Source organism: Streptomyces sp. NPDC059582, assembly GCF_042735715.1.
Classification (GTDB): Bacteria; Actinomycetota; Actinomycetes; order Streptomycetales; family Streptomycetaceae; genus Streptomyces.
Map to the genome: position 1 here is coordinate 35068 of NZ_JBHWCC010000047.1, position 25689 is coordinate 60756.

General features: G+C 71.9%; 16 protein-coding genes. 12 read left to right on the plus strand and 4 right to left on the minus strand.

Annotation, left to right across the window (positions count from 1 at the left end; translation table 11 throughout):
• Nucleotides 1-97: 97 nt before the first annotated feature.
• The 5 genes from ACFV0T_RS31745 to fxsT all read left to right on the plus strand — a co-directional run bounded on the left by ACFV0T_RS31745 (nucleotide 98) and on the right by fxsT (nucleotide 11588).
• On the plus strand, nucleotides 98-1633 hold the full coding sequence (locus ACFV0T_RS31745; protein WP_385786636.1) for a 3' terminal RNA ribose 2'-O-methyltransferase Hen1: 1536 nt from the start codon (nucleotides 98-100) through the stop codon (nucleotides 1631-1633).
• Nucleotides 1630-4173 (plus strand): polynucleotide kinase-phosphatase, encoded by a 2544-nt coding sequence (locus ACFV0T_RS31750; RefSeq protein WP_385786639.1) that lies wholly within the window; start codon nucleotides 1630-1632, stop codon nucleotides 4171-4173. The genes ACFV0T_RS31745 and ACFV0T_RS31750 overlap by 4 nt, the downstream gene beginning before the upstream one ends.
• A gap of 168 nt (nucleotides 4174-4341) precedes the next feature.
• Nucleotides 4342-5889 (plus strand): hypothetical protein, encoded by a 1548-nt coding sequence (locus ACFV0T_RS31755; RefSeq protein WP_385786642.1) that lies wholly within the window; start codon nucleotides 4342-4344, stop codon nucleotides 5887-5889.
• A complete protein-coding gene (locus tag ACFV0T_RS31760; RefSeq protein ID WP_385786644.1) occupies nucleotides 5886-6965 on the plus strand; it encodes an AAA family ATPase in 1080 nt (359 codons plus the stop codon). Before ACFV0T_RS31755 ends, ACFV0T_RS31760 begins: the two co-directional genes overlap by 4 nt.
• Nucleotides 6966-11588, plus strand: a complete 4623-nt coding sequence (gene fxsT, locus ACFV0T_RS31765) for an FxSxx-COOH system tetratricopeptide repeat protein (protein ID WP_385786647.1) — start codon at nucleotides 6966-6968, stop codon at nucleotides 11586-11588. It begins immediately after the preceding gene.
• A 51-nt stretch (nucleotides 11589-11639) separates the two neighbouring features.
• Here fxsT and ACFV0T_RS31770 read toward each other — a convergent pair whose 3' ends face one another.
• Nucleotides 11640-12971, minus strand: coding sequence for a cation:proton antiporter (locus tag ACFV0T_RS31770; protein WP_385786650.1), 1332 nt, complete (start codon nucleotides 12969-12971; stop codon nucleotides 11640-11642).
• Nucleotides 12972-13191: 220 nt separating this feature from the next.
• Between ACFV0T_RS31770 and ACFV0T_RS31775 the strand changes: the two genes are divergently transcribed.
• The 3 genes from ACFV0T_RS31775 (at nucleotide 13192) to ACFV0T_RS31785 (ending at nucleotide 17673) form a co-directional block, all read left to right on the plus strand.
• Complete coding sequence (locus ACFV0T_RS31775) at nucleotides 13192-14298, plus strand: alpha/beta fold hydrolase (RefSeq protein ID WP_385786653.1); 1107 nt, start codon at nucleotides 13192-13194, stop codon at nucleotides 14296-14298.
• Nucleotides 14295-15431 (plus strand): caspase family protein, encoded by a 1137-nt coding sequence (locus ACFV0T_RS31780; RefSeq protein ID WP_385786656.1) that lies wholly within the window; start codon nucleotides 14295-14297, stop codon nucleotides 15429-15431. Before ACFV0T_RS31775 ends, ACFV0T_RS31780 begins: the two co-directional genes overlap by 4 nt.
• A 451-nt stretch (nucleotides 15432-15882) precedes the next feature.
• Nucleotides 15883-17673: an HEXXH motif domain-containing protein gene (locus ACFV0T_RS31785; protein WP_385786659.1), complete on the plus strand. Its 1791-nt coding sequence runs from the start codon at nucleotides 15883-15885 to the stop codon at nucleotides 17671-17673.
• A gap of 89 nt (nucleotides 17674-17762) precedes the next feature.
• On the opposite strand, the gene ACFV0T_RS31790 is transcribed toward ACFV0T_RS31785, so the two are convergent.
• Both ACFV0T_RS31790 and ACFV0T_RS31795 read right to left on the minus strand, forming a co-directional pair.
• Complete coding sequence (locus ACFV0T_RS31790; RefSeq protein WP_385786662.1) at nucleotides 17763-18662, minus strand: hypothetical protein; 900 nt, start codon at nucleotides 18660-18662, stop codon at nucleotides 17763-17765.
• Entirely contained in the window at nucleotides 18659-19729 is a 1071-nt protein-coding gene (locus ACFV0T_RS31795; protein WP_385786665.1) for an SPFH domain-containing protein, read from the minus strand. Before ACFV0T_RS31795 ends, ACFV0T_RS31790 begins: the two co-directional genes overlap by 4 nt.
• Before the next feature lie 178 nt (nucleotides 19730-19907).
• Between ACFV0T_RS31795 and ACFV0T_RS31800 the strand changes: the two genes are divergently transcribed.
• From ACFV0T_RS31800 to ACFV0T_RS31810, 3 genes are all read left to right on the plus strand, one after another.
• Nucleotides 19908-21131 carry an arginine deiminase gene (locus tag ACFV0T_RS31800; RefSeq protein WP_385786668.1) on the plus strand — a complete coding sequence of 408 codons (1224 nt, stop codon included), beginning with the start codon at nucleotides 19908-19910 and terminating at the stop codon, nucleotides 21129-21131.
• 299 nt (nucleotides 21132-21430) lie between these two features.
• Nucleotides 21431-22441, plus strand: a complete 1011-nt coding sequence (gene argF, locus ACFV0T_RS31805; RefSeq protein WP_385786671.1) for an ornithine carbamoyltransferase — start codon at nucleotides 21431-21433, stop codon at nucleotides 22439-22441.
• Between the two features lie 187 nt (nucleotides 22442-22628).
• A complete protein-coding gene (locus ACFV0T_RS31810; protein WP_385786674.1) occupies nucleotides 22629-24101 on the plus strand; it encodes an amino acid permease in 1473 nt (490 codons plus the stop codon).
• On the opposite strand, the gene ACFV0T_RS31815 is transcribed toward ACFV0T_RS31810, so the two are convergent.
• Nucleotides 24061-24513 carry an ATP-binding protein gene (locus ACFV0T_RS31815; RefSeq protein WP_385786677.1) on the minus strand — a complete coding sequence of 151 codons (453 nt, stop codon included), beginning with the start codon at nucleotides 24511-24513 and terminating at the stop codon, nucleotides 24061-24063. The two genes, ACFV0T_RS31810 and ACFV0T_RS31815, sit on opposite strands and share 41 nt — an antisense overlap.
• 345 nt (nucleotides 24514-24858) lie before the next feature.
• Between ACFV0T_RS31815 and ACFV0T_RS31820 the strand changes: the two genes are divergently transcribed.
• Nucleotides 24859-25686: an enoyl-CoA hydratase family protein gene (locus ACFV0T_RS31820; RefSeq protein WP_385786680.1), complete on the plus strand. Its 828-nt coding sequence runs from the start codon at nucleotides 24859-24861 to the stop codon at nucleotides 25684-25686.
• The last annotated feature ends 3 nt before the right edge of the window (nucleotides 25687-25689 follow it).

The window sequence follows — 25689 nt, forward strand, 5'->3', positions numbered from 1 at the left end:
ACAGCCCCCGAACGATGATCGACCGTACGCACGACGCGGCGCCCGAACCTGGGAAAAGCGGTGGTCAACGGCCGGTTCGCCCGGGAGACTCGGACGCATGTTCCTGACGATCAGCACCACCGGCACGGAGGAGCGCCCCGCGACCGACCTCGGGTTCCTGCTGCACAAGCATCCCGACAACGCGCAGGCGTTCTCCACCTCCTACGGCACGGCACACGTCCTCTACCCCGAGGCGGACGCCGCGCGCTGCACGGCGGCGTTGCTGCTGGAGGTCGACGCGGTGGCGCTCGTGCGGCGCGGCAAGGGCAAGGGGCGCGGCGGCGCGCCCGACGCGGCCCTCGCGCAGTACGTCAACGACCGTCCGTACGCGGCCTCCTCGCTGCTCGCGGTGGCGCTGAGCGCCGTGTTCTCCAGCGCGATGCGCGGAGTGTGCAAGGCGCGCCCGGAGCGGGCCGCGCAGCCGCTGCCGCTGCGGGTCGAGGTGCCCGCGGTGCCCGCCCGCGGCGGCCCCGGCCTGGTGGAGCGCCTCTTCGAGCCACTGGGCTGGACGGTGACCGCCGAGCCGGTGGCGCTGGACGCCGAGTTCCCGGAGTGGGGCGACTCGCGGTACGTGCACCTCGTCCTCACGTCGGAGCGGCTGACTCTCGCCCAGGCCCTGCGCCACCTCTACGTCCTGCTCCCCGTCCTGGACGACGCCAAGCACTACTGGGTCTCCTCCGACGAGGTCGACAAGCTGCTGCGGGCCGGTGAGGGCTGGCTGCCCGACCACCCGGAGCAGAAGCTGATCACCAGCCGTTACCTGTCGCGCCGCTGGTCGCTGACCCGGGAGGCGATGGAGCGGCTGGAGCTGGTACGGCTCGCGGAGACCGACGACAGCGACGTCGAGGAGATCGACAACGCGGTGGCCGCCGAGGCCGAGACGGAGGAGAAGCCGACCCCGCTCGCCGTGCGGCGCCGGGACGCGATCGTCGCCGCGCTCCAGGAGTCCGGGGCTGCCCGGGTCCTCGACCTCGGTTGTGGCCAGGGGCAGTTGGTGCAGGCGTTGCTGAAGGACGTCCGGTTCACGGAGATCGTGGGCGTGGACGTGTCGGTGCGGGCGCTGACCATCGCCGCCCGCCGGCTGAAGCTGGACCGGATGGGAGAGCGGCAGGCCTCGCGGGTCCAGCTCTTCCAGGGCTCGCTGGCGTACACCGACAAGCGGCTCAAGGGTTACGACGCCGCCGTGCTCAGCGAGGTGATCGAGCACCTCGACCTGCCCCGGCTGCCCGCCCTGGAGTACGCGGTGTTCGGCGCCGCCCGCCCGCGCACGGTCCTCGTGACGACCCCGAACGTCGAGTACAACGTCCGCTGGGAGACGCTCCCCGCCGGACACGTCCGGCACGGCGACCACCGCTTCGAGTGGACGCGCGAGGAGTTCCGCGCCTGGGCGATGGCCGTGGCCGAACGGTACGGCTACGAGGTGGAGTTCAGGCTGGTCGGACCGGACGACCCCGAGGTGGGGCCGCCCACGCAGATGGCGGTGTTCCGGATGACGACGCCGAACGAGAAGGACGAGAAGTACAAGAAGAACGACGAGACGAACGAGAAGAACGAGAAGAACGAGATGAACGAGAAGGAGGCGAAGGCGGCATGACCGAGATCCAGAAGGGGCGCACCCTGCCCGTCACCGACCTCTCCCTCGTCGTCCTCGTCGGCGCTTCCGGATCGGGCAAGTCCACCTTCGCCCGCCGCAACTTCCAGCCCACCGAGGTCATCTCCTCGGACTTCTGCCGCGGCCTGGTCGCCGACGACGAGAACGACCAGAGCGCCACCCGGGACGCCTTCGACGTCCTGCACTACATCGCGGGCAAGCGCCTCGCGGCCGGCCGGCGCACCGTCGTCGACGCCACCAGCGTGCAGCAGGACTCGCGCCGTCAGCTGATCGACCTCGCCAAGAAGTACGACGTGCTGCCCATCGCCATCGTGCTCGACGTGCCGGAGGAGGTGTGCGCCGAACGCAACGCGGCCCGTGCCGACCGGGCGGACATGCCGCGCCGGGTGATCCAGCGCCACACCCGCGAGCTGCGCCGCTCGCTGCGGCACCTGGAGCGCGAGGGCTTCCGTAAGGTGCACGTGCTGCGCGGCGTGGCGGAGGTCGAGAACGCCACCGTCGTCACCGAGAAGCGTTTCAACGACCTGACCCATCTCACCGGCCCGTTCGACATCGTCGGCGACATCCACGGCTGCGCGTCCGAGCTGGAGACGCTCCTGGCCAGGCTGGGCTACAAGGACGGTGTCCACCCGGAAGGGCGGACGGCGGTGTTCGTCGGCGACCTCGTCGACCGCGGCCCGGACAGCCCGGGCGTGCTGCGCCGGGTGATGTCCATGGTCGGCTCGGGCAACGCCCTGTGCGTGCCCGGCAACCACGAGAACAAGTACGGCCGCCACCTCAAGGGCCGCAAGGTCCAGCACACCCATGGCCTGGCCGAGACGATCGAGCAGATGGAGGGTGAGAGCGAGGAGTTCAGGCAGCAGGTACGGGAGTTCATCGACGGGCTCGTCAGCCACTACGTCCTCGACGGCGGCCGGCTGGTCGTCTGCCACGCCGGTCTGCCGGAGAAGTACCACGGCCGCACCTCCGGCCGGGTCCGCTCGCACGCGCTGTACGGCGACACCACCGGCGAGACCGACGAGTTCGGCCTGCCGGTGCGCTACCCGTGGGCGGAGGACTACCGGGGCCGGGCGGCCGTGGTCTACGGCCACACCCCCGTCCCGGCGGCGACCTGGCTCAACAACACCATCTGCCTGGACACGGGCGCCGTCTTCGGCGGCAAGCTCACCGCGCTGCGCTGGCCGGAGCGGGAACTGGTCGACGTACCGGCCGAACAGGTCTGGTACGAACCGACGAAGCCGCTGCGCAGCGAGGCGCCGGGCGGCCACGACGGACGTCCGCTGGACCTGGCGGACGTGTACGGCCGCCGGGCCGTGGAGACCCGGCACGCCGGCCGGGTGGCGGTCCGCGAGGAGAACGCGGCCGCCGCTCTGGAGGTCATGAGCCGCTTCGCGGTGGACCCGCGACTGCTGCCCTACCTCCCGCCGACCATGGCACCGACCGCCACCTCGCGCGTGGAGGGTTACCTGGAGCACCCGGTGGAGGCGTTCGCGCAGTACCGCGAGGACGGCGTCGAACGGGTCGTGTGCGAGGAGAAGCACATGGGCTCGCGGGCGGTGGCCCTGGTCTGCCGGGACGCCGGGACGGCGCAGCGGCGCTTCGGTATCGGGGCAGGCCCCACCGGGTCCCTGTACACCCGTACCGGCCGCCCGTTCTTCGACGACCCGTCGGTCACCGAGGCGGTCCTCGGCCGGCTGCGGTCGGCGATCGACGCGGCCGGGCTGTGGACGGAACTCGACACCGACTGGCTGCTGCTCGACGCCGAACTCATGCCGTGGTCGCTGAAGGCGCAGGGACTGCTGCGCAGCCAGTACGCGGCGGTGGGCGCCGCTTCCGGGGCGGTGTTCCCGGGCGTGCTGGCCGCGCTGGAGGGCGCGGCGGCCCGGGGTGTGGAGGTGCGGGACCTGCTCGCCCGCCAGAGTGAACGGGCCGTCGACGCGGCCGCGTTCACCCAGGCGTACCGGCGCTACTGCTGGCCGACGGACGGCCTGGACGGCGTGCGCCTGGCGCCGTTCCAGATCCTCGCCGTCCAGGGCCGCAGCCTTGCCGGACTGCCCCACGACGAACAGCTCGGGCTGCTCGACCGGCTCGTCGAGCACGACGGCACCGGGTTGCTGGGGACGACCCGGCGGCTGTACGTCGACACCGGCGACCCGGAGTCGGTGCGGGCCGGCGTCGACTGGTGGCTGGAGATGACGGGCCGGGGCGGCGAGGGCATGGTGGTCAAGCCGCTGGGCGCGGTGGTGCGCTCGGCGGAGGGGCGTCTGGTACAGCCCGGCATCAAGTGCCGGGGCCGCGAGTACCTGCGGATCATCTACGGTCCGGAGTACACGCGTCCCGACAACCTGGCCCGGCTGCGGCAGCGCTTCCTGAACCACAAGCGCTCCCTCGCGATCCGTGAGTACGCGCTCGGCCTGGAAGCCCTGGACCGGCTGGCGGAGGGCGAGCCGCTGTGGCGGGTGCACGAGGCGGTGTTCGGGGTGCTGGCACTGGAGTCGGAGCCGGTGGACCCGCGTCTGTGAGACACCGTCACGACGGATCGTCGATCAGCTCCGGCCAGGTTCGTCCCTCATCCGACGAACCTGGCCGGACGGCATGATTCCGGTCCCATTGGTCCCTGGTTAACCGCTGGTTGCCGTGCTAACTTCGCTGGTCGGTCAGGCAGATGTACCGGCTCAGGGGGAAGGTCGGTGGGGACAGGCACGGGGTTCGGCGAGCCCGAGGACGCTTCAGGGCGCACCCGAGGCCTTCTGCTGCTGTCACAGCTGACCGACGCCCTGTGCGAGCTGGGCTGCATGGAGGATGCTCAGGGGCGCGTGCAGTTCGCCGCGGTGCTGGGGGATCAGCTCAACCGCCAGGTGGATGTGCGCGGTGTGCGGCTGCGCGAGGACGTGGTGGCCGTGGTCCGCGCGGCGCTGAGCGTGGCGGGCGGGGAGCACGTACTCATCGGCGTGGTTCGCATTCTCGAAGGAGCCCCGGCCGGTGACGACCTCGACCGGCTGATCACCCCCGCGGCCCCGCAGGCCGGCCCGGGGACACCGCCGGGACCGCTGTCGAGGGACGACGAGAAGAACGCTCGGATCGCGCTCGCCCGGGGCGAACTGCCCACAGCTCGGCTGCGGGACGCCTTGGTCGACGAGCTCAACGGCCTCGACCTCCCCGCCGGGCTCTCCGTCGACCAGCTCTTCACCCATGTCCTGGAGTGGAACACCCAGCCGGACGGCCTGCCGCCGGCGGTGCTCCTCCTCGACCTGGCGGCCCGGCTCGCCTCGGCGCCCGGGCATCGCGTGGCCCTGGCCGACTGGGTCGACGACTGGGCCCAACGGGCGGACGTGCTCCTTGAGTTGGGCAAGCGCCGCACATTACGGACCACTGCGGCGGGCGATTCGGACATTCCACGCTCCCTCATCGTCGCGGTCGAGCCCGCCCACGACGGAACCGGCGAGGTCGTCGTCCGCTCCTGGCTCAACAGCGCACCCGGTCACTGGGATCCACAGCCCGGCGAACCGGTCACCACCACTCTGGACGGACTCGGACCGGCCGTTGAGAGCGCGTTACGGCAGGGCGCCCGGCTCTGGGCGGATCAGCACGACACGGCGAGGAGCGACGGACAGCAACCGCCGTACGTCGAGTTCGTTCTTCCATATGAACTCCTCAACCACGATGTGGCGGGTCTGACGTTCAGAATCGGCGACGGACGTCCATTACCGCTCGGTCTCAAGTACGGGGTGCACCTACGCAGTCTGGAGCGGATGCGCACCAAGGACGCACTGGCCCGCAGCCAGTGGCAGGAGCGCTGGCGCACCCTGCGGCAGCACGGCGTCGCGGTGCATGGCTGGAGCGAGACCGACGCCGAACGACTGGACACGTGGCTTACCGAGCTCGCCGGGGAATCAAGTCATACGGCAGTGGTGCTGGACGCCCCGGTGGGCGATTTCGCCCTGGAGGCCTTCAAGGCCGCCATCGCGGAAGGGATAGGGCTCGCCATCTGGGACCGCAGAGGGATCTTCGTCGAGGAAGTGCGCGAAGTGGTGACCGCGGTGTTCGCGGCCGCTCCCGTTCCGGCGCAGATCCCGATGGCCATCCACAGGCTGCGCCGCCAGGCCGAGCTCAACGCGCGGGGCCCTCACCTCCTACTCGGTCGACATATCGGCTTTTTCTGGGACGATCCAACTCGGCTCGTCGACATCCAGACCACTGACCCCGGCGATCTCGCCAGCGAGGAGGCACCGGTATGAGTGCGCAGGAGCAGACGGCCCCGAACGGCTGGCGGGTGTTCCACGCCACCGGCCGCGTACCGGACGGCGCCCCACCGCCTCTGCCGGAGCCGCCGCCCTGGCGCCGGTTCCGAGGCGGCCCGCCGGAGTCCGCGCCGCCGGACGACCCGCAGGCCGCGGTGCGCCGCCTGGGCCCCCACGTCATCACCCCCCAGCTCGGCGCCGACGAGATCGACACGGTGAACGCGGCCCTGCTGCTGCGCAGGCCCCTGCTGATCACCGGCCCGCCGGGCGTCGGCAAGTCGACCCTCGCCTACCTCGTCTCGCGGGAACTGGGTCTCGGCCGCGTCCTGGAATGGAACATCGTCAGCCGGACGGCCCTGCGGGACGGCTTGTACGTCCATGACGCCATGGGGCGCGCCCAGGCCATCGCTGCCTGGCAGGCCGGGCTGCGCAACGGGACCGACGGGGCCGCCGACGCCGACGTCAACCCGGCGGTTTCTCTGCGGGGTCGTCAACTATCCCCAGTTCTCGGTGAGTTCATCACCCTGGGTCCCTTGGGTACCGCGCTGCTGCCCTACGATCGTCCCCGGGTGCTTCTTGTCGACGAGCTCGACAAGAGTGACATCGACCTGCCGAACGACTTGTTGCACGTCCTGGAGAACGGAACCTATGACGTCCCGGAACTGGTGCGCGACGCCGCCGACGAGGCGCTTGTCCACACCAGCGACCCCGGGGGTCGTGCCTTCGTCCAGGGCGGCCGGATCGAGTGCCGGGAGTTCCCGGTCGTGGTGATCACCAGTAACGGGGAACGCGAATTTCCCGCGGCCTTCCGGCGGCGCTGCCTGCCGCTGGAGATGCGTACCCCCACCCGGGAGCAGCTTCTGGCCATGGTGGAGGGGCACCTCGGCGCCCGGCCGCAGGGCACGGAAGACCTGGTGGACCTGTTCGTGCAACGCGTCCAGGCCGGCGGCACCCACTCCCTCGATCAGCTACTCAACGCTGTCCAGATGACTACCGTGGGTGGTTTCCAGGCCGACGGTGACGGGCGTAAGCTCGTGGAAATGCTCCTCCGCGACCTCGCGAAGGGCCGCTGAATGACCGGCTTCCCCCGGGAGCACGCATCCGGACTCGGCGACGGGGATCCCGTATCGGGGTCGTCGCCTCCTTCGGCGTTCGCTGCGTCCGCCCTGTACGCGAGCGAGCACGCAGCCCCGCTGCAGCCTGCCGAGGGCCTTTCGGTCGCCCCCGACTCCGATGCCCACTTCCGTGCGCGGGAGTTCTCCGGGGAACAGGCCGGCCCCCGCTGGCAGGAGGTCGCCGACGCGGTCTGGTTGGCCGCCTACTGGGCCCGCCACGGTGGCCCGCAGAGCGACCGGCGGCAGGCCCCGTCCCAGGGCCCCGGAGGCGGACGTGCCCGACCGCGGCCCGTGCGCCTCGAGGCGCCCGAGGGTGCCGAGAACATCCAGGACACCGAGGACGTACGGCAGCCGGACGCGCCCGCGAGCGCCGGGGGCGTACGCACTCCTGCCCCGCTCGACGACCCGCGCCCGCCCGGTGTGCAGTTCCCGTCGGAGACGCCCGAGACGCACACCACCCGGCCCGGACCGCGCACCCCCGCAGTGCCACCGGCCCCGGCGCCCCGGCTGTTACCCGACCCCGAGGGCCGGCTCAGGCTGCACGTCGGGCCGCCGCTGCTGCCCGCCGCCGAACCGGAGCGGCCCGGGCCCGGCCGCCGTACCGCCCTGCTCGCGCGTGCCCTGCACCAGCTCGCCCGCCGCATCCCGTCCCGCGACATCCTGGAACTCGACGAGGAGGCCACCGCCGAGCAGGGCGTCGCGGACGGCCTATGGATGCCCTTCCTACGTCCCGCCCGCACCTCCGCCTTCGATCTGGTGCTGCTCACCGACGACGCTCCCACCATGCGGATCTGGGAGGACACCGCCGCCCGCCTTGCCCAGGCCGCCGAGCACAGCGGTGCCTTCCGCGGCGTGCGCACCGTCGCGGTCAACGTCCCCCGCACCGGCCGGGCGACCCTGCGCCGCGGCACCGGACAGGTTGCCGCGGACCCCGCCGAGCTGCTCGACGGGCGCGGCGGCCGTGTCTTCCTGGTCGTCACAGACGGACTCGCCCACGGCTGGGCCGCTCCCGCCGCCGACGAACTGCTAGGACGGCTTGCCCACGCCGGTCCTACCGCTCTCGTCCACCTGCTCCCGCCCCACCTGCGCCACCGATCCTCGCTGTACCCCTACCAGGCGGTCCTGGAGGCCGGCGGTTTCGGCGCTCCGAACGACGGCCTGGGACACTGGGCCCCGCCCGGCGGTCCCGACCCCCTGCGGCCGCTGCCCGACACCGACGACGGCGCCGTCGTGGTGCCCGTGCTGTCCCTGAAGCCAGGCTCCCTCGCCGCCTGGGCCGACCTCGTCACCGGCGAACGCGGAGTACGGCGTGCGCTGCCCGTCGTCCTTGCCGGCACCCTCACCAAGGGTGCGCCCGCGCCCGGCTTGCGCGCCCCGCGCTTCCCGCGCGCCGCCACCGCCGCCGTACGCCGCTTCTTCACCCTCGCCACCCCGGCCGCCCGCCGCCTCGCCACCCAGCTCGCCGCCGTCCCGTTCGAGTTCGACCTCGTGGAACAACTGCGGCGGCGCACCATGCCGGAGACCGGCCCCGACCACCTCGCCGAGATCCTCATGGGCGGCCTGATCGACTGGGACAGCGGAGGCGAGGGCCGACCCGAATTTGCCGACGGCGTGCGCGAGGCGCTGCTCGCCACCACCACTCGCAGTCAACTCGCTCGCACTGTCAGCCTGGTGGGTGAACTGCCTGCTGCGGGCGAGCGGGGAGTCGCGCTGCGCGCCGCCCTGCGCGACCCGATGGGCGCCACGCTGCCCGACCCGGCCGAGCGCGGCTGGGCACGCAGCGAACTTGCCGTGATGCGCGCGCTTTCGGGGCCGTACTCCGAACGCGCCAAGCGCATCGAACCGAATATCTCCGGGCCGACTCCCCAGGTGCCGCGCAGGCCCGAACGGGTGGCGGCGGGTTTCCCCGCCGGTACGCCCGGTGGGGTGAACAACGGGGACGCGCCCAGCGGAGGGGAAAGCCTCCCACCGTCGAACGTCCCCGACAAACCTGGAGAACCCGTGCCGAGCCTGGCAACCGACGAGATCCAACACGAAGCCCCGGAGGCTGAGCCGCTCATGCAGAGCACCACGACCGCAACGCCGGCCCTTCTGGTGAACGTTCCCCTAAGGAACACGTCGTTCGTCGGCCGCCAGACGTTGCTGAGGGCCGTGGAGGAGCAGCTCGGATCTCAGGACACGGCGGCCGTGCTGCCGCATGCCCTGCACGGACTCGGCGGTGTCGGCAAGTCCCAGCTGGCCCTGGAGTACATCTACACCCACCAGCGTGATTTCAAGGTGATCTGCTGGATCCCCGCTGAACGGGAGAGTCTCATCCTGGCCGCCCTGGCCCAGCTGGCCGCCCAGCTGGGCGTCGCCCCGGCCGGTCAGGACAGCCTGGGCGCGCCCGCCGCCAACACGGCCGTGCCCGCCGTCCTCGACGCCTTGCGCTCCGGAGCGCCGTACGACAACTGGTTGCTCGTCTTCGACAACGCCGAGGACGTCGAGGCGGTACGCAGCTACTTCCCCACCAACGGGCCGGGGAAGGTCATGGTCACCTCTCGGAACCGCGCCTGGGAGCGGGTCGCCACCCCGCTGCCGGTGAACGTCTTCGACCGTGAGGAGTCCATCGAGCTGCTCCAGAAGCGCTCACCCGATCTGACGACCGAGGACGCCGACCGGCTCGCCGAGGCACTCGGTGACCTGCCGCTCGCGGTGGAGCAGGCGGGCGCCTGGCACGCCGTCACGGGCATGCTCGTCGACGAGTACCTCGAGCTGCTCACCGAGCGAAGCCCGGAAATCCTCGACCTCGAGCCGAACGTCGACTACCCGGTCTCCGTCGCCGCCGCCTGGGACATCTCACTGGAGCGGATCCAGCAGAACAACCCGGGCGCCCGGCAGTTGCTGGACATCTGCGCCAGCATGGCGCCTGAGCCCATCCCACGGTCCATGCTGCGGGGCAGCCGGGGCGTCAACGTCACGCCCGAGGTCGATCCGCTGTTGCGCGAGTCGATCAAACTGAACCGTGCTGTCCGCGACCTGAGCCAGTTCTCCCTGATCAGGGTGGACCCGCGTTCCGACACCCTGCAGATGCACCGTCTGCTCCAGACCGTGCTCCTGGCCAAGCTGGGACCGGGGGAGCGGGAGCGCATGCGGGACGCGGCACACCAATTGCTGTCGGCGGCCAAGCCGGGCCCCTCCGGGTCCTCGCTGGAGTGGCGCGCCTACCAGGCGTTGCTGCCTCATGTACTCACCTCGCAGGCCGTGACCAGCACCGACACCTATGTGCGCGAACTGGTCTTCGATACCGTGTGGTTCCTCTACTACTGGGGCGACCACGAAGGTGCCGCGGACTTTGCCCGGCAGGCCTGGAGCGCCTGGCTAGCTGCCTCCGGCGAGGAGAACCTCCATGTCATCCGGATGACGAAGAGCCTGGGGTTCCTGCTGCGCCAGATCGGGCAGGTCCCGGAGTCCATCCCGCTCACCGAGAAGGCCCTGGACGTCTCCCGGCGGATCGAGGTCGACCCCGAGGACCTGATCGACTCTCTGTGCGAGATGGCCGACGCCCGCGGCTATCAGGGCCGGTTCGAGGAGGCCCGTGACCTGACCCGGGAGGCCGCCGAGCTGGCCCGGTCGCTGTTCGGCTCCGACGACCCCATGACGTTGCGTGCCACCCACGCCCTGGGCGTCGACCTGCGGCTGTGCGGGCAGTTCAAGGAGGCGCTGCCGCTGGACCAGGAGAACGCCCGGCAACGCGAGCTGTTGTTCGGCCCCGCCAGCTTTTTCACCCTCAACACCCTCAACGCCCTCGCCATCGACATGCGGGAGAGCGGCGACTACCCCAACGCCCGTGACTTCCAGGAGGACGCTTACCGCCGGGCGCGCAGCGCGCTGGGTGAGGAGCACCCGCTCACCCTGCGCATCGCCCGCAACCTCGCGGTGTGCCGGCGCCGTGACGGGGCACTCTCCGAGGCCGCCAAGCTCTCCGAGGAGACGCTGCGGCGCTTCGTCGCCCGCTACGGCCTCGACCATTTCGACTCCGTTGCCACGGCGGCCAACGTGTCCGTCGACATGCGCCTGGCCGGAGACCTCGAGGGGGCCCGCGAGCTTGCGGAGGCGACCCTGCGGCGATTCGTGCAGCGCCTCGGCGAGAACCACGCGTATACCCTGCTGACCAAGGCCAATCTGGCCGCCAACCTGCGCGCGCTCGGCGCCCTCGACACCGCGCAGGAACTGGAGGACGATGCGGTCCGCCGGTTGACCGGCACGCTGGGCCCGCGCCACATCACCGCGCTGACCGTCGTGATCGGCCAGGCCAACACGGCTTACGCCCGCCTGGACTTCGAGCGGGCGCACGAGATCGACCAGGCCAACCTGCGGGTGCTCACCGAGGTCGCGGGCGAGCAGCATCCACTGACCCTGTCCTGCACCGCGAACCTCTCCCTCGACCTGCGCGGCCTGGGCCGTGGGATCGAGGCGGACGAGCTGCAACGCAAGGCGGTGGACGGCTTCACCCAGGTGGTCCGCGCCGACCACCCCTGGCTCCTGGCCGCCCGCCAGCGTCGGCGCATCGAGTGCGACATGGCCCCGATGCCGCTGTAGTGCCCGAGGAGCCACGCCCGGCTCGGGCGTGGCTCCTGCCGCGGTCCTACGTCACCCGACGTCCGCCGCCGGCTGCGCGGCGGTGCCGCCCTCGTCCTGCGGGTGCCGGAGTACCAGGGGGGCTTCGGTGTCCCGGGACGGCGAGACGGTGCCGGGGCGTGACCGTCGCTGGACCAGCAGGAGGAACGGCTGGGTGAGGAGCGTGGTGGCCAGAGCCATGAAGACCAGGACCGTATAGAGGGGTTTGCTCAGCAGGTGTGCCTGGTACCCCGCGTTGAGGGCGATCAGCTCGGTGAGGCCGCGAGTGCTCATCAGGATGCCGACCGTCCATGCGTCGTTCCGCTCCAGGCCGCTCAGCCGCGCCCCCACCGCACTGCTGCCGATCTTCGTCGCGACCGCCAGCACCGTCACCAGCAGCAGGGCGACCCACCCCGTGGCCTCCATGCTGTCGAACGCGACGGATTGGCCCGAGACGACGAAGAAGAAGGGCAGCAGCAGGGAGCCGACGTCGTGCAGAGGCCGTACCAGGTCCGGATCGAGGGTTCCGCCCTTCTCCCGCGGCACCACCGCACCCGCGAGCAGCGCGCCGAAGATCACGTGCAGGCCGAGGAAGTGCGTCACCCAGGCCGAACCGAGTGCGAAGCCGATGAGCAGCGCGAACCGGAGTGAGGGTTCCATCCGTGTGCCCCACAGCAGCCTGCGCAGCAGCGGCCGCGCCGCCACGAGCATGAGCGTGATGAAGGCGATCGCAAGCAGCGCCCGCCACCGCCAGCTCAGCGACTGCTCACCACCGCTCTCCAACAGCGTTCCGGCCAGCACCGTCCAGCCGATCACGTCGAGCAGACCGGCCGCGGACACCGCTACCACGCCGGGCACCGAGCGGGACAGGTCGTTCTCCCGGACTATCGCCGTCAGTACCGGGACCGCCGTGATCGACAGCGCGACACCGGCGAACACCACCATGGGGGTGGAAAGATGCCGCGGCATGTCCAAGTGCCGCAACTGGTCCTGGAACAGCAGCGCACAGCCGCAGCCCACGGCCATCGGGACGGCGAACGCCGCCGCCGCCACGGTCACCGCCGAACGAGCCCGGTCGCCCAGGACCTTCAGATCGAGCTCGTAGCCCACCGCGAACAGGAACACCACCAGGGCGAACTGGGCGAAACCGGTCATCGCCGGGCCGATCCCCGTAGGGAAGAGCGCCTCGTAGGCGCCGGGTGCCACCGCGCCCAGGAGTGAGGGGCCGAGCGCTATGCCCGCCATCAACTGTCCCACGATATAGGGCTGTTTCAGCCGCCGGGCCAGATGACCCGCAGCGTGCGCGACCACCAGGATCAGGGCTGAGGCGCCCACGAAATGCATGACCATTGCATCAGGGCTCACGGTGTCCCCCTGTTGTCCGGTTGACGGGGGCCGGTCGTCCGGCCACGGGTGGTCTCGCACCTTTGCTCGACCACAACTTTCTTACGATACTGGTAACTTGACGTCGCAACGACAGTCGTACAAGGCGCGGCACCAGTGTCACGGGGGGCATATGACGGCGGTCGTCTTCATCCATGGGACCGGGGTTCGGGAACCGGGCTTCTCTGCGCTGGCGGGGCGCGTGGCGTCCGGACTGACCACGCTGCGTGACGGACTTCGCATCGTGCCCTATTACTGGGGCGGCACGCACGGCGCCACGCTCGCTGCTGGGGGAGCCAGCCTGCCCCCGGAGACGGGCACCTCCCGCGGCCTGGCCGAGACCCCGGCGGCACCGGGCACCGACGACGACACGACCGCCGCCTGGGCCGCCCTGTATGCCGACCCGTACGCCGAACTCGCCCTCGCGGCCGCCCGCGCGGAATCGATGACCGAGCGGCCGCCCGGCTTCGTGCCGCCGCAGCAGAAGCTCCAGGCACAGCTCGCCGCTCTCGCCGCCCGGGGCGAGACACCCGCTGCGGACCTGGGCCCAGGGCTGGCTCGCGCCGCCACCGACCTGGCCGCCCATCCGCTGCTCGGCCTCGCCGCCGGCGTCCTGGACGCGGACGACCTCGCGGCCGTCGCCGCCCGCAGCCTGACCGCCCGTCTGATCGCCGACGCCCTCGCTGCGGACGCCCCGCTCATGCCGGACGGAGACACCCGGGACGCCGTCACCGAGCAGCTCGCCGAAGCCCTCGGCGCATCGGGCCGGGGCACGGAGCGCGGGCTGCGCTCCCTGCTGCTGCGCGCCGCGGGTTCGGCCGCCTCCCGTGCCGTCATACGCCGCCGCCGCGCTCTCACCGAGTCCGCCCACCCTGCTGCCGGGGACATCCTGCGCTACCTCAGCCGCGGCGCGGCCGTCCGCGCCGACCTGCGCGGCATCGTCGCGGGCCTGGAGCCGCCCGTCGCGCTCGTCGGGCACAGCCTGGGCGGCATCATCGCCCTTGACACCCTGGTGTCCGCCCCGCTGCCCCAGGTCCGGCTGCTGGTGACCGTCGGCTCCCAAGGGCCATTCCTGTACGAGTCGGGCTCCCTGCCCTCCCTCGAACACCCTGCGCTCCTGCCGCCACACGTTCCCGACTGGCTGAATGTGTACGACCCCCGTGACCTGCTCGGCTACCTTGGCGCGGGCCTGTTCCTGGGCCGCGTCACGGACGTGGCCGTCGACAACCGCCAGCCGTTCCCGGCCGCGCACAGCGCCTACTGGACCAATCCGGCGGTTTACCGGCACATTGTGGACCGGCTGCCGTGAAGGGTCCGGAGCCGCTTCCGGCCCGCGTCGACCCGGCCCGTGTGCACGCCCTGATCGTCGGCGTCGAGGCCTACGACGCCGGCCCCGCCTGGGACCTGCCGGGACCGGCCCGGGACGCCGTGCGCTTCCACCGGATGCTGCGCGACAGCGGTGTGTCGGACGACCGGCTCCGTCTTCACCTCGCCCCCTTGGCGCCCTACACCCCGGACGTCCCTTACGCGCCCGCCGACCAGGCCACGCTGCGCCGCGCGCTCGTCCGCGAACTGCCCACGGCACAGGGCGAGATCCTGTGGGTGTGGTGGGGCGGCCACGGCGTCCTCGACCGGGACGGCCGGCTGCGTCTGTTCTGCGAGGATGCCACCACCGCCGACAAGCTGAGCATCGACCTGGACTCTGCGCTCGCCCGGTACGCCGGCGACGCCGTGCCCGCCCTCACCCGGCAGCTGTGGATCGTGGACGCCTGCGAGACCTTTGAGGAGGTCCTCGGCTTCCGGGAGCCGCTGCCGCCGGACGCCCTGCCCGTGGGGCGGCCCAACCTCGCCCACCAGCAGACCGTGCTGCGTGCTGCCGGCCGGGGCCGGGCCGCCGCCAACGATCCCGCACGCGGCACGGGTCTCTTCTCCGACGTCCTGCTGGGTCTCCTCTCGGACCGTGCCGCCGTACTGCCTGAACTGCCCGATCCGGAGGAACTGTTTCCCGCCGTGCGAACACGCATCGCGGCCCTCAGGGACGCGGGCCGTACTCTGCAGCATCCCGAGATCCGCCTGCAGAGCCCCGAACGCACCGAGGTCCTTCCGCCCGCGGGACAGCCGGCCGCACCGCGTCAGGCTTCGCCGTTGCAGCGGGCCGTGGAGGCCCTGCTCGCGTATCCGCTGATGGGCGACCCCGCCGAACGGCAGACGGTGGTCGGCGCACTGGCCCCTCGTGACGTCGGCATGCTGGCCCGCCACACCAAGGCCCGCACGGACATCGCCAACATCCTCACCGGGCTCGCCCGGCGCCGTCCGGAGGCGCTGTGGGAGCTGTTCGACGCCGTGGTTTCGGTGGACGACGATCCCGACCTCGGGCAGGAACTCGCGCAGGCCCTGCGGGAGTTCGAAGCCACGGGGAGACGGCCGCGCGATCAGAAATGATCGAGTGGCGCGATCGTACGGTTTTCGACCTGGGCAGGAATGGCCATGATGGAAAGGGACACGGGGCATCGCGTGCCACCGTGTGAGAAGGGGGAACGTCTTGGACCAGCCGCCCGCTCCGCACCACGCCGAAGTCGCTGTCAATGAACCGGCCGCCGCTGTGGGTACCAACGGCTGGGAGTCGGATCTGGCCGATCTCACGAGGCTGACTTTGACTGCCCTGGACGATCTCGTTCCGTCCGGTCCCCCCACCCGCCTCCTCGAAGAGGTACTGCGTCCACGCGGCAGCATCAGGGGTGGCAGCGAGGGGACCGCCCGGGCCGAATAGACCCCGCCCCGACGGCACGGTCCGGACGAGGTCCCCGAGGGCTCGTCGGGAGCCCCGTACGCCCGCACCCGTGACCCGGAGGTCCCCGCCATGTCCAGCGAGCCGCGCCTCACTCCGCTCCGCATGCCTGATCGGCTCTTCGCCGACCTGGCTGCCGGAGGAGGCTCGGCGGAGGCCGTCGCGTTCCTCGAACGCGGGGAGCGGGCTCGCCGGCTCCTGCTCCTGCGCGCGCTGCTGGACCGCCTGGACGAGCTGCCCACACCGCTGAGCCCGCCCGCCGAGGCGTGGAGCGCTCTCAAGAACGCCGCCGAGCGGGCCCCCGGCGCGGTCGAGCGGCTGCTGCTCGCCCCGGCGACCGGTGGCTGGATCGCCCATATGCTGCGCCGGGTGCACGGCGCCGCTACGGGTCCGCCCGTGTGGGCGGAAGCGGGCCACCTGGGCGCCTTGGCGATCGCCGCCTGTCTCCGCGCTGGGACGGAGACGGTCCTGCGGGTGCCCCTCACCGGCGGCGACCTGTATCTCCCCGGCCTGGGCACGGCCCGGCTTCCGGACACGGCACCGGGGCTGGCGGTCGGCCGGGCCCGCACGAGCAGCGGGGAGCTGGCCCTCACCGGCCCCGGACGCTGCGGCAGGCCGGCGACCTTGACGCTCCGTCTGGCCATGGCAGCGCCGCGCGGCAGGGGAGCGGCGCCGGTCGCCGCGGCCGTCGGCGACAGGCAGACGCTGTCCCGGTGGCCCCTGCCGGAGGCCGGTCCTGACGACTCGTCCGGGTGGCTGCCGCTGCGCAGCCTCACCCACGTCGGCCCCGCGGGAGCCGTCGCGATAACCCTCGACGACCTGGACCCCTACCGCGACCTCGACGACCCCGTGGCACCCGCCCGGCTGGACGGCGCCGAGGCCGAGGCGTGGCAGCGGCTGTTCGACGAGGCTGTCGCGGTGCTCGGCGTGCCGGGCGGGACCGGTCCCGGGCGGCTGGATCCGGCGGCGATACGGTCCGTGGTGCCGTGGGGTCGCACCTCAGTCCTGCCACCCGCCCCGGCGACGGTCCGGATGTCGGCGTCCAGTGGCGACTCCTTCGGCGCGATGGTGATCGCCCGTCCCAGCTCCGCGCTCGCCCTCGCCGAGACGCTCGTCCACGAGTTCCAGCACAGCAAACTGGCCTCCCTCCTCCACCTCTTCCCTCTCATCGAGGACGACCGCGCGGAGCGCTACTACGCCCCTTGGCGGGCTGATCCGCGCCATCTCACCGGACTCCTGCACGGCGCTTACGCGTTCACCGGTGTTGCGGGTTTCTGGCGAGATCGCATGGTCCACGCGGCGCACTCCGAGGCCGCTGAGCAGGCCGGCTATCACTTCGCGCTGCGCCGTCTGCAGTGCCGCCTGGTGGCGCGCACCCTGCTGACCTGCGGCCGCCTCACCGGCCAGGGCCACGCCCTCGTCTCGGGTCTCGCCAGCACGCTGGACACCTGGCTGCGCGAACCTGTCCCCGCGTCGGCCCTCACCCGTGCCCGCACCGCCGCCACCCTGCACCGCACGGAGTGGCGGCTGCGCAACGTCGCCCCACCCGCACCGTCCAATGCGACCGTGCCGGACGCCGCCCCCCGGTTCCGCCCCGACCGCACTCCCTGGCCCGACCTCAGCACCCACGCCTTCGCCACCCGCCCGGCCGCCCCTCTCACCGCCGACGAGCACCTCGCCGCCGGCGATCCGGCAGCCGCCCTGGCCCAGTACGCCGACGTCCTCGCCGCCGCCCCGGCGGAACCGCACGCCCTGGCGGGCTGGATAGTCGCCCGGGCCGCCCTCACCCCGGGCGGCACGACCCGCCGAATGTTGGCTCGACCGGAACTGCTGCAGACATTGCCCGGCAGGTGGCCCCCGCCGGTTGGTGAACAGGGTCCGGCGACGCAGCCGTAGCCCAGCGGACGAAGGCGCCCCCGCCGCCCCGGGCTTTCGGCCCCAGGCCTCCCGGGTCCGCCGCCTCCAGGCCCACGCCCAGCCGGCCGCTACCCCACCAACCGCAGCCGCTCCCCGCACACCCCCACCCGCACCGACTGCCCCCACGTCAGTTGCACCGCGTCCGACTCCATTCCGTCGCCGAAGGCGATCAGGCGTTCGGACTCGACGGTGACGCGCAGCCGGCCGTCGGCCGTGAGTTCGCCCGCGACCAACGACGTTCCGGTGGCCGGTGAGGGCCACGCCTCGCGGACGAACCACAGGAGCCGTTCCTCGGTGGGGCCGGGCAGGCGCAGGTCCGCGCCGCGCTGCTGCCACACCGAGCGGAGCCATCCGGTCGCCCCCGTTCCCGTCCCGACGAGCACGCCGGAGGAGGCCTGGGCCTCGACGACACCCCCGTCGTCGTCGAGGCCCAGGCGGTAGCGGGCGGTCTGGTGACCGGGGGCGCCCAGGTAGATCTCGTTCAGGGCCACCAGGCGCTGCGTGTCGTCCGCGACGGCCTCGACCATGGTGAGTTCCTCGGTGCCGGTGTCCCGGGCGAGGGCGGCCGCCAGCAGCGTGGCCGCGTCCCGCGCCCGGTGCCGTACCAGCACGCCGGGATTGCGCCCGGGGTCGGTGTCGATGCCCAGCACCGGCTGCCCCGCGAGGTACTTGGCCACGTTCGCCACCAGCCCGTCCTGTCCGACCACCACGACGACGTCCTCGGGGCCGAACAGGAAGCGGTCCAGGTCGCCGCGTTCCACCCGGGTCTGACGCCAGGTCAGCGGTACCGCCGAGGCGACCTCGGCCAGGGCCCGCCGGGTCCTGCGGTGCCGCTCGGCGACCTCCTCGAGGTCGCGGCCCCGGGAGGCGAGGAAGAAGGCGGCCTGGCCGTGCGTGCCGTGCCGGGCCACCAGTTCCTCGTACTCCGTGGTGCGGTGGACGAGCACGGCGCGCGGTGCGAGGCTCACGCCCGCTCCTGCGAACCCAGCCGGGCCAGCAGCCCCGTCAGCACGTCCGGCGACACCGTCACGCTGTCGATGCGCGGCAGGTTCTCGGCCAGCCGCGTCCCGGTGAGCGCGTGCAGCGTGGCGACGTCCACGTCGGCGTGCACCCGCAGCCAGGCCGCCTGAGCCTGCGCCCGCGCCTCGCCGACCTCGCGCGCGCCCTCGGCCTCGGCGCGGGCGAGCCGTACGGAACGGGCCGCCTCCGCCTCCGCCAGCTTGACCGTCCGGGTCGCCTCGGCCTCCGCCAGCCGTACCGCCCGGGCGGCCTCCGCCCCTGCCCGTACCGCGTCGGCCGCCGCGTGCTCCTCCGCCTCGCGCCGGGCGTTCGTCCCGCGCTGGTCGACCAACTGCTCTTCTCTCCGGGCGAGTTCGATCTGGCTGGCGAGCTCGTTCTCGGCGATGGCGCGTTCCCGTTCGACCGCGACGGCCCGTCGCTCGTAGGTCGCCCGGTCGGCCTCCTGCTGGATCTGTTCACGGGCCGGGGTGCGCAGCGCCCGCTCGACCTCCGGCTCCGGGCGCAGGGCCATCACCCGGACGGCCACCACCTCGATGCCGGTGGCCGGCAGCCGCGGCTCCGCGCCGAGGCCCGCCGCGATCCGTTCGCGTACCGCCGCCACCCCGTCCACCAGCGCCGACGACAGCGAGGTGCGGGCCAGCACGTCCAGCGCGTGCTGCTGGGCCGTCTCGGTGAGCAGCGTCCCCAGCTGTTCCAGCGGCGCGCCCCGCCACACGCCCGTGTCCGGGTCGATCGAGAAGTCCAGGCGGGCGGCGGCGACGGCCGGGTCACCGATCCGGTAGGTGACCGTGGCCTGCACCGACACGTCCTGGAAGTCGGAGGTGCGGGCGTGGAACGTCATGGCCAGTTCCCGGTCGTCCACCGGGATCTCGGACAGCGCGGCGCTCAACGGGCGGAACCAGAAGCTGAGTCCGGGCCCGTCGTGCACGGTCTGCCCCGAGCGGTGGTGCCGGATGTGCGCCGTCGGCGCGCCGCGCAGGTGGCGCCAGCCCAGGCGCCGCGTGATGTCGGCCATCTCTGCTCCCCATCCCCATTTTTCTCGTCACTGCGACGATAATAGGGAGACCTGCTTATCGTCAAGGGGACGAAAGGGGTTCGGGAAACCGGGTGAGACGAGGCGCGAGAGAAGGAGAGGGGGCGGGTAAATGTGCGAGCGACGGGTCAACGCGCCCCTCGATGGTCAGGATGGAGGCATGGGATTCCACGTCGACTCCGAGACCGGGCGGCTGCGCCGCGTCATCCTGCACCGGCCGGACCTGGAGCTCAAAAGGCTCACCCCCAGCAACAAGGACGCCCTTCTCTTCGACGACGTGCTGTGGGTGCGCCGGGCGCGCGCCGAGCACGACGGGTTCGCGGACGTGCTGCGCGACCGCGGGGTCGTCGTCCACCTCTTCGGCGACCTGCTGACCGAGACCCTGGCGATCCCGGGGGCCCGGGCGCTGGTCCTGGACCGCGTCTTCGACGAGAAGGAGTACGGCCCGCTCGCGACCGACCACCTGCGCGCCGCCTACGAGACCCTGCCCGCGGACGAACTGGCCGAGGCCCTCGTCGGCGGAATGACCAAGCGCGAGTTCCTGGAGGCGCACGAGGAGCCGACCTCCGTGCGCTTCCACGCGATGGAACTCGACGACTTCCTCCTCGGGCCCCTGCCCAACCACCTCTTCACCCGGGACACCTCCGCCTGGATCTACGACGGTGTGGCCATCAACGCCATGCGCTGGCCGGCGCGGCAGCGCGAGACCGTCCACTTCGAGGCGATCTACCGGCACCACCCGCTCTTCCGCGACGAGCCGTTCCACGTCTGGTCCGAGGGGCAGGCCGACTACCCCTCCACCATCGAGGGCGGGGACGTCCTCGTCATCGGCAGCGGCGCCGTCCTCATCGGCATGAGTGAGCGCACCACGCCCCAGGCCGTGGAGATGCTCGCGCACAAGCTGTTCGCGGCCGGCTCCGCCCGCACGATCGTGGCCCTGGACATGCCGAAGCGGCGCGCCTTCATGCATCTCGACACCGTCATGACGATGGTCGGCGGCGACACCTTCACCCAGTACGCCGGGCTCGGCATGCTCCGCTCGTACACCATCGAACCGGGCGTCGGCGACAAGGAGCTGAAGGTCACCGACCACCCGCCGGAGCACATGCACCGCGCGATCGCCGCCGCCCTCGGGCTGAGCGAGATCCGCGTCCTGACCGCCACCCAGGACGTGCACGCGGCCGAACGCGAGCAATGGGACGACGGCTGCAACGTCCTCGCCGTCGAGCCGGGTGTCGTCGTCGCCTACGAGCGCAACGCCACCACCAACACGCATCTGCGCAAACAGGGCATCGAGGTGATCGAGATCCCGGGCAGCGAACTGGGCCGGGGCAGGGGCGGGCCGCGCTGCATGAGCTGCCCGGTGGAACGGGACGCTGTCTAGTCGGCCATTCGGCCGACTAGACAGCCGCTTTGTGTCGGCTGGCGTGCATCGTGGGTGCCTGGTGCCTGGTGCCTGGTGCCTGGTGCGGCGGGGCGGGCGGTCGGTCGTTCGGTCGGCTGGACGGCCGCTTTGTGTCGGCTGGGCGTGCCGGGCGGCTGTCCGTCCGGCGGGGCGGGGGGCCTTGTGCGGCGGGGCGGGGGGCGGGCGGGGGAGGGGTGCGTGTATAGAAATGCTGAACGTCGTATAGAATTCCAGGCGTCTCTGCCCCTGCACCCCGTACCCCCCGTTGGAGCGCCCCCATGGCGACAGTCCCGACCGCCCTCGCCGGCCGCCACTTCCTCAAGGAGTTGGACTTCACCGGGGACGAGTTCCGCGGTCTGATCGAGCTGGCCGCCGAGCTGAAGGCCGCCAAGAAGGCCGGGGCCGAGACACGGTACCTGCGGGGCAGGAACATCGCGCTGATCTTCGAGAAGACCTCGACGCGCACCCGCTGCGCGTTCGAGGTCGCGGCCGCCGACCAGGGCGCCTCGACGACGTACCTCGACCCCTCCGGCTCACAGATCGGACACAAGGAGTCCGTACGGGACACCGCGCGCGTCCTCGGCCGGATGTTCGACGCGATCGAGTTCCGCGGCGACAGTCAGGCCGCCGCCGAAGAGCTCGCCGCGTACGCCGGAGTCCCCGTCTACAACGGTCTCACCGACGACTGGCACCCCACCCAGATGCTCGCCGACGTGCTGACGATGACCGAGCACAGTGACAAGCCCCTCAGCGAGCTCGCCTTCGCCTACCTCGGCGACGCCCGCTTCAACATGGGCAACTCCTATCTGGTCACCGGCGCGCTGCTCGGCATGGACGTGCGCATCGTCGCGCCGAAGTCGTACTGGCCCGCCCAGGAGATCGTCGACCGGGCCCGCGCGCTCGCCGGGACCAGCGGCGCCCGCATCACCCTCACCGAGGACATCGCCGAGGGTGTGCTGGGCGCCGACTTCGTCGCCACCGACGTCTGGGTCTCGATGGGCGAGCCCAAGGACGTCTGGGACGAGCGGATCGCGGCCCTCGCCCCGTACGCGGTGACCATGGACGTCCTGCGCGCCACCGGCAACCCGGACGTGAAGTTCCTGCACTGCCTGCCCGCGTTCCACGACCTGGGCACGAAGGTCGGCCGCGACATCCACGAGGCGCACGGCCTGGAGTCCCTCGAAGTGACCGACGAGGTCTTCGAGTCGGCCCACTCCGTCGTCTTCGACGAGGCCGAGAACCGGCTGCACACGATCAAGGCGATCCTGGTCGCGACGCTCGCCCGATAGACCCGGTCATCCCTCAGTCGATCTCGATCCCGGCTGGTCCCCGGCCGATCCCGACTCCAGCCCGGCCGATCCCGACCCCCCGCCGATCTGGCCTATTCTGACCGGCGGCCCGGAACCACCCCTTCCGGGGCCGCCACGCGACCCATCCCCGTCGCACCCGCACCACCAGAAACGAGCACCACCCCGCATGCCCGCTCCCGCGACAAAGTTCCGCATCAAGTCCCCTGCCCTCCTCGTCGCCGAATCCGGCGCCGACCGCGCGGGCCACGGCCTCAAGCGCACCATGGGCCTCTTCCAGCTCATCTGCTTCGGCGTCGGCGCGGTCGTCGGCACCGGCATCTTCGTCGGGCTCTCCGACTCGGTGGCCCAGGCCGGCCCGGCCGTCGTGGTCTCCTTCGTCCTCGCCGCGATCACCTGCGTGTTCACCGCGTTCTCGTTCGCCGAGCTGGGCGGTGCGATCCCGGTCTCCGGATCGTCGTACTCCTTCGCCTACGCCGGCCTCGGCGAGACCGCCGCCTTCCTGGTCGGCTGGTGTCTGCTGCTCGAATACGGCATCTCCATCTCGGCCGTCGCCGTCGGCTGGAGCCAGTACGTCAACGAGCTGCTCGACAGTCTCCTCGGCCACCAGCTGCCCGCCGCGCTCTCCGCCGGACCGGGCGACGGCGGTGTCGTCAACCTGCCCGCCGTGATCGTCATCGCGATGGCCTGTCTCCTGCTCGTGCGCGGGGTGCGCGAGAGCGCCCGGGCCACCGCCGCCATGGCCGCGGTGAAGCTCGCCATCCTGGTCGCGTTCTGCGCCATCGGTTACAGCGCCTTCAAGGACGGCAACCTCAGCCCGTTCACGCCGGCCGGCCTCGGCGGCATCGGCGCGGGCACCACGGCCGCCTTCTTCTCGTACATCGGTTTCGACGCGATCACCACGGCGGGTGAGGAGGCGAAGAACCCCCGCCGGGACATCCCGGTGGCGATCCTCGTCTGCATGGGCGTGGTCACCCTGCTGTACTGCGCGGTCGCCCTCGCCGCGATCGGTGCCATCGGCGCCGGCCAGGTCGGCGGCCGGCCCGCCGCGCTGTCGTACGTCGTGAACGAGGTCACCGGCTCCACGGTCGGCGGTGCCGTCATCGCCTTTGGCGCGGTCGTCGCCATCGCCTCGGTGGTGCTCGCCGTGATGTACGGCCAGAGCCGCATCCTGATGTCGATGTCCCGGGACGGGCTCGTCCCGCGCGTCTTCGAGAAGGTCTCGCCCAGGACCTCGACGCCCGTCGTCGGCACCCTGATCATCGCGGTCGTGTTCGCGGTCCCGGCCGCCTTCGCCTCGCTCGACGCCGTGGTCAACCTGTGCACCATCGGCACGCTCGCCGTCATGGCCGTGGTCAACGTCGTCGTGATCGCGCTGCGTCGCCGTGAGCCGGGCCTCGCCCGTTCCTTCCGGGTGCCGCTCTACCCCGTGCTGCCCCTGCTCGGGGTCGGGTTCTGCCTCTACCTGATGTACGAGACGGGCTGGACGACCTGGCTCCAGTTCGCCGCGTTCCTCGCGGTGGGACTTCTGGTCTACGTCGGCTACGGCCGCCGGAACTCCCGGCTGGCGACGGTCACCGCGACGGCGGCCGAGGCCGAGGTCACGCCGGACGCCGCTGAGGCGGCACCGCAGCCAGTCTGAACCAGACCGCCTTGCCGGAGTCGGTGGGGCGGTGGCCGCAGGAGGAGCTCAGGGCGCGGATCAGCAGCAGGCCGCGCCCGTGCTCCTGCCACGGGTCGGGCACTCCGGCGACGGGACGGGTCAGGTCGCCCGGCGGCACCGGGTCCGGGTCGTGCACCTCGACCTGGCAGCCGGTCGGCCGCAGCTCCACCACGAGCTCTATCGGAGCGGACCCCGAGGTGTGCTCCACGGCGTTCGCCACCAGCTCCGCGGTGAGCAGCTCCGCCGTGTCGGAGTCCGTGGCGTGCGCCACCTCGGTCAGCGCCGTACGCACCAGGGCACGGGCCACCGGCACGGCCGCGGCGGTGTGCGGCAGCGCGATGCGCCAGGAGGCGGAGGCGGAGGGGCGTTCGTGCAAGGTCAGTCCGTTCATGGCGCAGGCTTTCCTGTGATCAACATCAGGCCGTCCTGCTTTCAACCTGAGGAATGGTACGGCGCCCCCCGGCGAAGACGCACGACGGGCGTCGTCCGGGAACCGAAGCCCCCGGCATCAGGCGGCTTACCCACCCGAACGGTCCGTCTCCCACGTGTGCTCCCACTGTTACCGCGCTATTGATGTCCCGTGACGTCCGGTGACGGAAATGACGGGATCCGGTCACACGGTGGCATCACGCCGGACTATCGCGCAGTCATGACGACAGTCACATATCGGTGATAGCTTCGTGGGGTAGAGACCGGTCAGGCAGTGTCCGCGCCACCGCCCGAGGAGGCCGCCCTCATGAGTCCCTTCACCGGCTCCGCCGCCCGCACCACCGAGTGGCGGCACCTGCGCGTCGAGCACAGCGACGGCGTCGCCGTCGTCACCCTGGACCGCCCCGACAAGCTGAACGCGCTCACCTTCGGCGCCTACGCCGACCTTCGGGACCTGCTCGCCGAGCTGTCCCGCGAGCGCTCGGTGCGGGCTCTGGTGCTGGCCGGCGAGGGACGCGGCTTCTGCTCCGGCGGTGACGTCGACGAGATCATCGGCGCCACCCTGGCCATGGACACCGCCCAGCTCCTCGACTTCAACCGGATGACCGGACAGGTCGTACGGGCCGTACGGGAGTGCCCGTTCCCGGTGATCGCGGCGGTGCACGGAGTGGCGGCCGGAGCGGGCGCGGTCCTCGCGCTGGCCGCGGACTTCCGGATCGCCGACCCCTCCGCCCGCTTCGCCTTCCTCTTCACGCGCGTCGGCCTGTCCGGCGGCGACATGGGCGCCGCCTATCTGCTGCCCAGGATCGTGGGACTCGGGCACGCGACCCGGCTGCTGATGCTCGGCGAACCGGTGCGGGCACCCGAGGCCGAGCGGATCGGCCTGATCAGCGAGCTGACCGACGAGGGCCGCACGGACGAGGCCGCGCTCGCGCTGGCCCGCCGGCTGGCCGACGGCCCGGCCCTCGCCCACGCCCAGACGAAGGCGCTGCTCACGGCGGAGCTGGACATGCCGCTGGCGGCGGCCGTGGAACTGGACGCCTCGACCCAGGCCCTCCTCATGAACGGCGAGGACTACGCCGAGTTCCACGCCGCCTTCACCGAGAAGCGGGCACCGAAGTGGCGGGGGAGGTGACGG

Bases quoted from the DNA above. Each gene is read 5' to 3' on its own strand.
- ACFV0T_RS31745 (WP_385786636.1), top strand. From the start codon at position 98: ATGTTCCTGACGATCAGCACCACCGGCACGGAGGAGCGCCCCGCGACC.
- fxsT (WP_385786647.1), top strand. From the start codon at position 6,966: ATGACCGGCTTCCCCCGGGAGCACGCATCCGGACTCGGCGACGGGGAT.
- ACFV0T_RS31810 (WP_385786674.1), top strand. From the start codon at position 22,629: ATGCCCGCTCCCGCGACAAAGTTCCGCATCAAGTCCCCTGCCCTCCTC.
- ACFV0T_RS31815 (WP_385786677.1), bottom strand. From the start codon at position 24,513: ATGAACGGACTGACCTTGCACGAACGCCCCTCCGCCTCCGCCTCCTGG.
- ACFV0T_RS31785 (WP_385786659.1), top strand. From the start codon at position 15,883: ATGCCTGATCGGCTCTTCGCCGACCTGGCTGCCGGAGGAGGCTCGGCG.
- ACFV0T_RS31795 (WP_385786665.1), bottom strand. From the start codon at position 19,729: ATGGCCGACATCACGCGGCGCCTGGGCTGGCGCCACCTGCGCGGCGCG.
- argF (WP_385786671.1), top strand. From the start codon at position 21,431: ATGGCGACAGTCCCGACCGCCCTCGCCGGCCGCCACTTCCTCAAGGAG.
- ACFV0T_RS31820 (WP_385786680.1), top strand. From the start codon at position 24,859: ATGAGTCCCTTCACCGGCTCCGCCGCCCGCACCACCGAGTGGCGGCAC.
- ACFV0T_RS31760 (WP_385786644.1), top strand. From the start codon at position 5,886: ATGAGTGCGCAGGAGCAGACGGCCCCGAACGGCTGGCGGGTGTTCCAC.
- ACFV0T_RS31800 (WP_385786668.1), top strand. From the start codon at position 19,908: ATGGGATTCCACGTCGACTCCGAGACCGGGCGGCTGCGCCGCGTCATC.
- ACFV0T_RS31750 (WP_385786639.1), top strand. From the start codon at position 1,630: ATGACCGAGATCCAGAAGGGGCGCACCCTGCCCGTCACCGACCTCTCC.